General features: G+C 55.0%; 4 protein-coding genes. All 4 read right to left on the bottom strand.

Annotated elements, in window-relative coordinates; genetic code table 11:
• Window positions 1–223: 223 nt before the first annotated feature.
• Window positions 224–850, bottom strand: a complete 627-nt coding sequence (locus NZK35_RS32820) for an ECF-type sigma factor (protein WP_323379689.1) — start codon at window positions 848–850, stop codon at window positions 224–226.
• 230 nt (window positions 851–1,080) lie between these two features.
• Complete coding sequence (locus tag NZK35_RS32825) at window positions 1,081–1,362, bottom strand: hypothetical protein (RefSeq protein WP_259636754.1); 282 nt, start codon at window positions 1,360–1,362, stop codon at window positions 1,081–1,083.
• 334 nt (window positions 1,363–1,696) lie between these two features.
• Window positions 1,697–4,375 (bottom strand): serine/threonine protein kinase, encoded by a 2,679-nt coding sequence (locus NZK35_RS32830; RefSeq protein ID WP_259636755.1) that lies wholly within the window; start codon window positions 4,373–4,375, stop codon window positions 1,697–1,699.
• Window positions 4,376–4,433: 58 nt separating this feature from the next.
• Window positions 4,434–7,088, bottom strand: a 2,655-nt coding sequence (locus NZK35_RS32835) for a serine/threonine protein kinase (RefSeq protein ID WP_259636756.1), incomplete at its 5' end; no start/stop codon positions are given.

Here is a 7,088-nt window from a genome sequence, read left to right on the forward strand (position 1 = left end):
CGAGCAGTTCAACGATTCGCTCGAACAATTCAGTGTTGCCGCCGCAAGCTTGATGGAGGTATGCCGACCGCGTGTCGGGGTCGGGAATTCCGCGGGCGATATGGAAGATCTCGTCTTCGGTTGGCGTTTGGATTGACACGGTTCGTCTCCGGGGCACTCGGGGGCGGCTGAACGTTGTCCAATGCGAGATGACAGATCCGATTCCCCGATCAAAGATCGAAGTTTATCGATTTTTTTCCAGTTCGAGCCTCAACCACCCTTTCGCATAAACCCAATCGGCGTCCGCGGTCGATGTTGCAATCTGTAGGGAGTTCGCTGCCTGCTCGATCGTTAACCCGGCGAAATACCTCAATTTCACGAGCTTGGCTTTCCGGGGGTGGGACGTTTCGAGCTTTTTGAGTGCTTCATCGAGTCCGAGTAGATCCACCTCAGCTGAGTTGGATTCTGGCTCTGCGGCGGACAAGGAGATCCGCTTGCGATTACCACCCGAACGAAGCGATTTTTTACGACACGCCTGATCGACCAATATCCGTCTCATCGCTTCCGCGGCGGCAGCGAAGAAATGGCCCTTCGAGTCCCATTGCTGGGGATTCCCTGCTTGGACAAGCCGCACATACGCCTCGTGAACGAGTGCAGTCGCCTGCAGCGTTTGGCCGGGCTTTTCATGCGCGAGCCTGGATGCGGCCAACTTGCGCAGCTCCTCATACACCAACGGCAGCAGTTGATCAGCCGCCAACGGATCGGTCTGTTCGATCTGAGCAAGAATCTGGGTTACATCTGACATAGGCCCAACATAGCGATCCTGCGCGGCAGTCTCCAGCATTTGAAAAGATGAGGCAACACCCGGCATGAGGACCGGCAATCATGTGTGCGGAAGTGCTCATGCGCGTTGGCTGACTCGTTCAAGTACAGAGGAGCAAGACGCAACACCGCCGACAAATGGGCGGATCGTAAAGACTGGGCCGCAGCCACTCAGGGGCATGTGCACTGCTTCTATTCTAAAATCGGTTCCATTTTCGTTTCTCGGCATTAGAATTCGCCGCCCCATGTGCTGTGTTCGGATTCGGCTTGGCAGTTTCATCATCTGCACGATTCGTACCGCTGTCCGAACTTGAGGCGTCCATGCTTGACGACACATTGCTCGAACTCCTCCGTGGTGTCGATGAAGTTACAGATACGGTCCAGATGCGAGACCAGGAATGGATTTGCTCGGCGACGTGTCAGCTGATAAACCAGGGAGTACATCGTAGCCGACACGAAGTAGAGCCCGATAAAAGGCAGGATGAACGCGAAGAACCCTAGGACAGGCAACGCCAACAGCAACAAAACGCACTTTGCCAGATTCTTTCCTAAGGTTATCAAGGCCCCTTTTCTCAATCCAATTCGAACGTCCGCAGCGCAGAGGTCGCAAAACGAACAGGGAATGTCAATCGCTTGGAGAGGTCCGCCTTCGACTTCTACGTAGCGAATGGAGACGTGCAGGTGGTTCGTGCCCCAAGCTTGCGGACATCGCTGACACTTTCCGTCGAAAGGATACTTTTTGTCATGAATGAGTCGGATGAGGCGTTCCAACTTAGATTCTCCGATCGCTGAACCGTCACTCTGGCGTTCTAACTGCGAAAACGCCGGCGCATTGAATTCACCCAGACACGATGGGCATATTTGGGTTGACTTAGCTTGAGTGGCCATAGCGTTGTTATTTGATCTGCACCGGCACTTGAACTTTCGCTGACCTTTCACTTTTCCGAGCAGCCCTTGCGTCAATGCGACGACGCAAAAGTGGGCCAATGTCCATGCATCCTGGTCGTTGTTCCATCAACCGATAATCGTCAAGGTACTCGCGTGCGCGGTCGAATTCACGCCGTCCATAGGCAAAAGCCGCAAGGCAATACAGTACGTCTCCTTTGTCGATCTTTCCTGACGCTTCTTCGATGACTCTTTCGGCATCAAGCTCGCCGGCGAGGACACCGAGGATATCGGCGAATGGCGGGAATGCACTTCTGTCAGCATCCAAATCAGAATTCCAAATCTCTTGTGATTGTTGGCGAGCGTATTCGTATTCGCCAAGAATTGACAGCTGACTCAGCGCCATGACCTGGTACGGTACCGGGACATCTGATTCAACCAATTCCTTCAGCATCTCAATCGCCTCTGGCTCTCGCCCCCTCATCTCTGCAAGAGCGCGGGCGTGCATCCATTGAATCCACGATTCCTGTTGACCCTGTGACTCCAAATAGTTCAACGCCGTCCCATAATCCTGTTCCTCCATGAGAAAGTCGACGTAATGGAAACGTGCCCACCCGTCGACTGCGTTTTTGAGAGCCGCTTGATACACTGCTTCAGCCGTCGTGCGTTCGCCAATCTGTTCAAGGAATCGACCAACCATTGAAAGACGCGGGAATTCCCCTCGCTTTTGAATCTGTGAGCAAACGTCACGCCCGAGTTCCTTAAACTCTTCGGCCTTTTCCAAATTGCCAACACGCTGGGCAACTCGATGTGCCTGGCAAATTGCCTCCAGATAATAGATCATCGCATAGTCACTTTCTGGCAAAAACCGCATGGCAATCTGCGCCTGGCTCACTCCTTCCTCAGCCATCGACAGATCATGCTCGGCAACAGCCGTCCAGGAGGTTGCTTTCGATTTCACCAGTAGAGCAAGCGGGCTTTTTTGTTTCCTGAATAGAGCTTCCGCTGTCACATCTGATCCATGAGGGTCGGCGTAACTCAATAACGCACGAAAGAGCCTGTCATCGCTAGTGATTGGATCGGTTGCGAAAGCCATTTTGGCGTGTTGCAGTGCGGAGTCCGTTTTCCCCATGTTCATATAGAGTTCTGAAAGCAGGGCATGTATTGCGGGACTTTCGTCACCCTGATCCAGGCAAAACAACAACAGACGTTTCGCCTCGGGGAATTTCCCGGCGAACAGAGCGGCAATACCGCGGACACGATTCTCCCAAAGAGGATCAGAACCGGCCTCCAGTGCCGCAGCCAACGTCTCCTCTAAACCTGCATGACGCTGGTTGACTGCATGTTGAACCGCTTCGCGCTCGAGTGCACGGCGGGCTTGATCCCGAGAGCGGGCAGCCGAGTCTGCGTAGAGTGCTATCGCCGTCATTGCGCTAAGGACTAAGGCAATGAGGAAGACTCCAACAGATACCGCGACGCGATTTCTCTTCGCGAACTTGGAAAGTCGGTAAGCCGTCGATGGCGGGCGTGCTTGTACCGGTTGTTCCCCTAAAAAGCGCTCAAGGTCCTCGGCAAACGCGCTTGCTGCCGTGTATCGCCTTGTCCTATCCTTCTCTAGCGACTTGAGGACGATCCAATCCAGGTCGCCTCTTACGGATTGATTAAGCTTCAGTGGATTCGTCTTTCGATGCTCGGCCACCGTTGTAGCGGTTTTGCCCAAGCCGCTGATCCGGACGCTGGCTCTGGGTGGTTCCTTGTCACGGATAATTCGCCGCTGTTCGTCGAATCCCGCCTTTTCGAGCTCGTTCTTTTGAAACGGCGTCGTTCCCGTGAGCAACTGGTATAGCAGAACCCCCAAGGAATAGATGTCGCAACGGGTATCGACGCCGAGTCCGCTTAGCTCTGCTTGCTCAGGGCTCATGTATAGCAGTGTGCCGACAATCTGCAGATGTTCTGTGTAGATCGTCGTGTCGGTCAGACGAGCGTTGAGCGCCTTGGCTACGCCGAAGTCAATCACCTTGGGCACCGGATTTCCATCGTGCAGCGTTACCAAGACGTTGCTGGGTTTGATGTCGCGATGAATAATGCCTTTTTGGTGCGCGTGTTGAATCGCGTGACACACCCGAATGAATAAGATGATCCGCTCATGGATCGTCAGGCGGTTGCGATCACAGTACTCGGTAATCGGGACGCCTTTGACCAGTTCCATCGCGAAATAGGGACGTCCTGACTCGGTGGTGCCCGCATCGAGGACTTTGGCGATGTTGGGATGATCCATCATCGCCAACGCCTGACGCTCCGCCTCGAACCGCGCCACAACGGCCTTGGTATCCATCCCCGGCTTAATGACCTTCAGCGCGACCTTGCGTCGGATGGGGCGATCCTGCTGCGCGACGAATACCGTTCCCATCCCGCCCTCGCCGATTTGCTCCATCAACTTGTAGCGGCCGATTGTCGCGCCCGGGTGTTCGGTACCGGGCCTGATGTCGACCGTTGCGGCCAGCCGCTGATCGTTGGACTTCAAGAAACCCCGCTCCTCGTTGTGGACCTTGAGAAGTTCCTCGACGCGTTCTCGAAGGCCTTGGTCACCAGCGCAGACCTGATCCAGATATTCGGCCTGGGTCTCTCGGTCGGGCTGTTTCCGTGCAATGTGGAAAATACGTTCTTCGTCAAGTTGCTGGTTGTTCACCTGAGTTATCCCTCTCGAAGAAACGGCTTATCTCGACGTGTGATGCGTTGCCACGAAGTTAACGCGATTCGCTTTTTTCGATCCATGTGATCAATGCTCGACTCCACGGCAATTGAGGAAAGCTCATTTGGCACTGCGTCTCACAGCGTTTCAGCCACTGGAGACTGTTTCTTCCATCCGCCCCGGACTCCGAATCCCAGGCGGCGATGGCAATGGCCCAATACGCGAAATTGAGATTTGTCCGGGGATAGCCGGACTCCTCTGCGCTCGCGATCAGCATTTCTGAGCTGTAATCACCGTTTCCCATCAGACGCGATCGGTAAAATTTTGGAATCTCTTGCCGATACCATTTGCTCGGGTCGCTCAATTCCGACTCATCAGCGTCCGAGACCACGTCGTTTACGATTCGTATGGCCTCGTTTCGTTTTCCTAAGAGCATGTAGATCTCAGCGGCGTGAACCGCCGCATCAACCGATCCACGCTGGACGAGCGTTTCAGCGCATCTCCCGGCTTCAGCTTGATGACCACTTAACACGTACGACAATCCCAGTCCTCGCCATCCGTATACGGAGGAATCACTTGCTTCAATGGCCCGCTTCACGTGGGTATCGAGGCCGACACTCAATTCGCACGCTAACGCGATGTAGTAACACGACGCATAGTCGTGCAGCTTCTCTTCGTCGTCGACCGACGCATTTTTGTAGGCAATTAGCGCTCTTTCACGACCTCCCTGCAGAACACCGGCTTGATCAAGACCGTAGTAATATGCTGCAAGGAAGAAGTCCTCCCAACCGGTTCGGGACCGGCTTTCCAAATGCTCGACGATCGGCTTCGCGTCCGTCAGGGTTCCAACCCAATCAGAGTTTCCATTCGCCAGAAGCGAGTTTGCGACAAGCAGATGGGTCGCAAGTGCTTGGGAAGGGATGCGTGAGTCGAATTTGTATAACAACCGCAGCGAATCCACATCTGCGATGGCCTGGTTGATCAGGTCCTGTTCTCGGTTGGATCCGAGTCGGGGACCCGCACGAAGAACGTAGCTTGCTGCCATTCTGCCTCGAATGAGCCTGGCATAGTGCGATCCCGGATCCGCATCCAGGGCGAGACAAGAATACTCATACCCGTATTTTGGAGCGGCGATGTTTGCCAACGCGACGTAGATAAGCTCGATCGTGCTGAGGGAAGTGAGATCAACCGCTGGGATTTTCGCCATTAACGTATCGTGAGTGTTCACAAACATGTCGATGTTGCCCTGACCGTCATAGGCGTCCGTGAGCATCGCGAGTAGCCCTACATCTTCGGGGCTCTCGCCAGTGAGGTTCTCCAGGAGATCAATAGCCTCGTGAAATTTTGAAGTGTGCAGACACAAAATCGCCTGCAGTGTCTCTGCATAACGGTCATCTGCATTTGTCTGCCGTTCCAATTCAGCGACGATCTTCTCAGCCTCGTTCTCGTTAGCATTGAGTACACACGAAACGCCATGCCGAAAGGCTGATTTTCGCAGAGAGTTCATTGACTCCTGAGCTACCCTGCGTTCGTCAATTGCCCACAGTGCCAACGACAGGCTGATCGCGGTCGCCGCTACGAGGAGGGTTGTAATTGCAGACGCCGTTACGACCGCCACTGTGTTGCGTCGAATGAACTTTCTCAGTCGATAGTTTCGTGAAGGAGGACAGGCCTCAACCGGTTCGTCGCGGAGCACTCGCCCCACGTCATCACCAAGCGAAGCAGGTGATTCATACCGCCTGTTCCGATCCTTCTCCAACGCCTTCATGACGATCCAGTCGAGATCGCCTTTCACCTGGCTCTTGAGCTTCTCGGGCGTGACCTTCCGATGCTTGGCGAGGATCGTCAGTTTGTCACCCGACGTGCTCAGCCGGGTGCTCGGCTTCAGTGGTTCTTCTTCGCGAATAAGCCGCTGCATCTCGGCGTAACCGGCTGTGCGTAGCCGTTCAGCTTCCAGCGGTGTCGTTCCCGTGAGCAGTTCGTAAAGCAGCACGCCCAACGAATAAACATCGCTGCGGGTATCGACGTCCAGGCAACTCATCTCGGCCTGCTCGGGACTCATGTACTGTGGCGTCCCGACCATCTGACCGAAGGCGGTGAACAGCGTCTTCTCGGTGAGTTGCTGATTGGTCGCCTTGGCCACGCCGAAGTCGATCACTTTCACAACCGGTTCGCCGTCGGCAAGCGTGACCAGTACGTTGCTCGGCTTGAGATCCCGATGGATGATCCCTTTCTGATGGGCGTGTTGCACCGCCTGACAGACCGTCGCGAATAGCTTCAGCCGCTGCTCGGTGGAGAGTTCGTTTTTGTCGCAATATTCGGTGATCGGTACTCCTTTCACCAGTTCCATGACGAAGTACGGACGTCCGCCGTCAGTGGCGCCGCCGTCAAAGACCCGAGCGATGTTAGGGTGCCCCATCATTGCGAGCGCCTGCCGCTCGGCCTCGAATCGGGCCACCACGGCCTTGGTGTCCATCCCTGGCTTGATCACTTTCAGAGCCACCTTGCGGCGAACGGGGCGGTGCTGTTCTGCCATGAACACCACGCCGAAGCCGCCTTCGCCGATCTTCTGTAGCAGCTTGTACCGCCCGATCTGCTGACCCAACGCGATGTTCAACTCGCCCATGACTTCCGTTGAGGGCGGGTTGTTATTTGACTTTAGGAAACTCTGTTCTTGCTCGTGCACCCGCAGCAATTCCTCGACCCGCTC

The organism is Stieleria sedimenti, assembly GCF_025060895.1.
Classification (GTDB): Bacteria; Planctomycetota; Planctomycetia; order Pirellulales; family Pirellulaceae; genus Stieleria; species Stieleria sedimenti.